This is a genomic window from Thermus sp. (assembly GCF_040290245.1).
GTDB lineage: Bacteria > Deinococcota > Deinococci > Deinococcales > Thermaceae > Thermus_A.
This window is the reverse complement of the sequence record NZ_PSMQ01000055.1, coordinates 7,642-10,794: the sequence shown is the minus strand read 5'-3', so window position 1 is coordinate 10,794 and position 3,153 is coordinate 7,642. Positions and strand designations below refer to the sequence as shown.

General features: G+C 65.7%; 4 protein-coding genes and 1 pseudogene. 2 read left to right on the top strand and 3 right to left on the bottom strand.

Annotated elements, in window-relative coordinates; genetic code table 11:
* A partial coding sequence (locus C4301_RS07895; RefSeq protein ID WP_352414552.1) for a hypothetical protein occupies positions 1-310 on the top strand: 310 nt, incomplete at its 5' end.
* A gap of 10 nt (positions 311-320) precedes the next feature.
* Here the strand turns inward: C4301_RS07895 and C4301_RS07890 are convergent.
* Genes C4301_RS07890 through C4301_RS07880 form a run of 3 tightly spaced genes read right to left on the bottom strand, consistent with a single transcriptional unit; the run spans position 321 to position 2,810 of the window.
* On the bottom strand, positions 321-1,433 hold the full coding sequence (locus C4301_RS07890; RefSeq protein WP_352414551.1) for a NifU family protein: 1,113 nt from the start codon (positions 1,431-1,433) through the stop codon (positions 321-323).
* Entirely contained in the window at positions 1,430-1,798 is a 369-nt protein-coding gene (locus C4301_RS07885; protein WP_352414550.1) for a hypothetical protein, read from the bottom strand. The genes C4301_RS07890 and C4301_RS07885 overlap by 4 nt, the downstream gene beginning before the upstream one ends.
* Complete coding sequence (locus C4301_RS07880; RefSeq protein WP_352414549.1) at positions 1,785-2,810, bottom strand: tetratricopeptide repeat protein; 1,026 nt, start codon at positions 2,808-2,810, stop codon at positions 1,785-1,787. Before C4301_RS07880 ends, C4301_RS07885 begins: the two co-directional genes overlap by 14 nt.
* Positions 2,811-2,835: 25 nt before the next feature.
* Between C4301_RS07880 and C4301_RS07875 the strand changes: the two are divergent.
* Positions 2,836-3,153: pseudogene (locus tag C4301_RS07875) on the top strand (HAD family hydrolase); the annotation flags it as partial.

Below are 3,153 nucleotides of genomic sequence, written 5' to 3'. Positions count from 1 at the left end.
CTGGGCCATGCGCCTGTTTCTGGTCTTCCTCCTCCCCTTAGTGTTCGCTTCGCGAAGCAGCGCCGCCGAGGTGGACCTGGAGGTGGTGGCCGAGCCGGGAAGCCTCCTCACCCTGGCCTTTCCCTCCGACGACCCCTCCGCCACCTGGTCCGTCGACCCCCCCCTCCTTCCCCTCCACCTCTCCGACCCGAAGGCCCCCCCGCCCCAGCTTGCGGTGGTGGAGGTGCCCAAAACCACCCCCCCCGGAAGATACCGGGTCGGAAACTCCTCCCAGACCAGGACGCGGTGGTGCCAGGCATCGGCAACATAAAGCCGCCCGTCTACCACCAACACCCCGGTGGGCATTCGAAGAAGGCCTGGGCCCTCGGTACGAAAATCGGGCTGCCCCAGCACGAGATCCGCAGGTTGATGGTCTCTTTCCGGAAATCCGTGCCATACCAGGACCCGATGGTTCCCCCGTATCGGCAACCACCAGGACCTGGTCGTTTAGGAAAACCCCTCTGGGGGCGTACAGGTTGACCGGGGTAGGGTTGGCCGGGGGCAGGAGAAGGCGGCCCGGGGCAGGGGCTCCCAACCAGCGCACGGGCCTGGCGGTCAGCGTGGCCGCACCCATACCCTTCCTCAATCCGGACCGGGTAAGGCTCGAGCTGGACATGGGAAGCGGTCAGGCATTCCCCGCTGGACACATCGAAGCGGAACCCATGCCAAGGACAAACCAGCACCCCGTTCTCCGTTATTTTTCCCCGATCCAGTGGCATCCCCATATGGGGGCACTGGTTCCGGTAGGCGTAGACCTTTCCCTCCCAAAGAACCACCAGCACGGCCTTCCCGCCTATCTCAATCCCCAGGGGGGCTCCCTCGGAAAGCTCCTCCAGCCAGGGGCCGGCCACCCAACCGGTTTCCTCCAGGGAAAGCACCGCCTCCAGGGGGATGAAACCAGCCGCGGGCTGATCCTCCACCACCTCGATCCGGCGTACCTCGGGCACACGGCTTCGGAGCACTTCCTCCACGCCATTCCTTAGGGTCTGGGCTGAAAGGGAGCAACCAGAGCAGGCCCCGTGCAGGCGAAGGAAAACCGTTTCCCCATCCACGCGGACCAGTTCCACATCTCCCCCGTGGGAACGCATGTAGGGCCGTATCAGCTCCAGAGCCTGGGCCACCCGGGTAGCCAGGTCCGGCTTGACGATCCCGTGCATCAGGAAAAGGGCGTAGACCGCAGGATCCTCAACGAGCTTGAGGAGCAGCTCCCGGCCCACCGGGTCGCCGCGCAGGCTCCTTACCATCCGCACCAGACAGAACCGATGGAAAGCCTCCAGAGCTTCCCGGAGCTCCCTCCCTTTCCGCCGGGCCTCCTCCTCCAGCCGTTCCACCTCCTGGAGGGCCTGATCCACCCGGCGGGCCAAGGCCTCGAACTCCTGGTCTTCCGTCCTCATTCCTCACCACCGTACACAAGCCCCCGTTCCAGAACCTCCTCCGCCTTCCGCCCTACCAGGCGGGCAAAAGCGGCTTGGGCCATCTGTTGCAAAACTTCCCCGATCCTTCCCGCTCCTGTCTTAGGGGCCTCCCACCGCTCAAGTGCCCTAAGGACCAGACAGGCCCCTCCGGGATTGTCCAGGGCGTTCTCGCGGAAAAAGGCCTCCACGAATCGGCCAAGCCATACCCCTTCCCCGTCGGGATCCTCACGGAGGCGGGCAAGAGCCCGCTCCATCCCACCGTTGCGCTGCACGATCCGCTCACAGAACCGCTCCACGGCCAGGCTCACAAACATGTCGAAGGCCTGCCGCTCATACAGCTCCATCGGACCTCCCCCCTTTTGCCAATCCCCTTCCCTGGCGGAGGGCTTGGATCTCGGCCAGGACAGTCTCCACAGCCCTGGCCCCCTCCACCTCCCCGAGCTCTTCGAACAGGCCCCGGGCCTCTTCCAGTCGGGGCACCGCTTGAGCAAAAAGGCCCAGGTGGGCTAGGGCGTTGCCCTGATTGGCTAAGACCCTGGCGAAGCCCAGAGGATCCTCCTCCTTTCGCCGCACGGCCAGAACCTCCTCATATAGGGCCACCGCTTCCCACAAGTTCTGCTCTGGATGCGCGGAGGGAAGCTGTTGAAGGGCATTGGCGAGGTTGAGTGTGGCACTGGCCCAAAGCTGCGGATGGGTCTCTTTATCGGCCCACTTCTGCGCCTCGCGGAGGGCCTGCACGGCAATGGCGGGGCGCAGTCGAGCGCCCTCCTCGCTCATCGGAAGAACCAGGTAACAAAGACCCAGGTTCATTTGCGCGAGAACGTATGGCTCCGGATCGCGCTCCGGGCGAAGGACTTTGAGGGCTTCCTGATAAGCCCTGATGGCCTCGAGGAGAAGTTCTCGGCGCCCCTGGGCCTCCGTCTGATAGGCCGCCCCCAGTTGAAGCCAGACCTCGGCCTGGGCCTGTTCGAACGCGGTGTCCGCGAAAAGGTCTAGGGATCTTCGGTAAAAGGGCACCGCCCAGGGGCCAGGACCGGCCAACCCCCCCTCCAGGCCGCCCCTCTCCGCGTAAAGGCGGGCGGCGAAAACAGGGGAGATCTCCTCCACACACCGGGCTGCCTCCTCCAGCAACCGGGCCGCCCCTTCCCGGTCATCGCGCCCCAACCTGTGGTGGGCCTCCAAAGCCAGAAGGTAGGCCCGCACCTCCCCATCCGTTCCTTCCGCTGGAGGAGGGGTTTCACGAAGCCCCAGGCGCCAGGCTACCCCCTCTAGCAATAGGGCCAAGGCCCCGTGGAGCCTCCCCCGGGCCGTCTCATAGGCCTCGAGGCTCGGACAAAGGACAAAGCGGTTATACACCCCCTCCTCACCCTCCGGGAGTTCGGCCAGGGCCATCGTAGAGGCCGCCCAGGCCGAGGGCCTGCCTTTCCCCAGGGCCCTGGACTTTCAGGCTGTTCCCGGCAAGGGCGTGGAGGGGCAGGTGGAGGGCAGGCGGTACCGGGTGGGCCGGCCCGAGTGGGCAGAGGAGTTCGGTCTCAAGGCGGCAGAAGGGCTGAGAGGGGCCCTCAAAGAGGCGGAAAGCCGTGGGGAAAGCGTGGTGGCCCTGATGGACGAAAAGCGGGTCCTGGCCTATATCGCCTTGGCCGACCGCCTCCGGCCCACGGCCAAGGAGGCGGTCCGCCGCCTGATCGCCATGGGCATC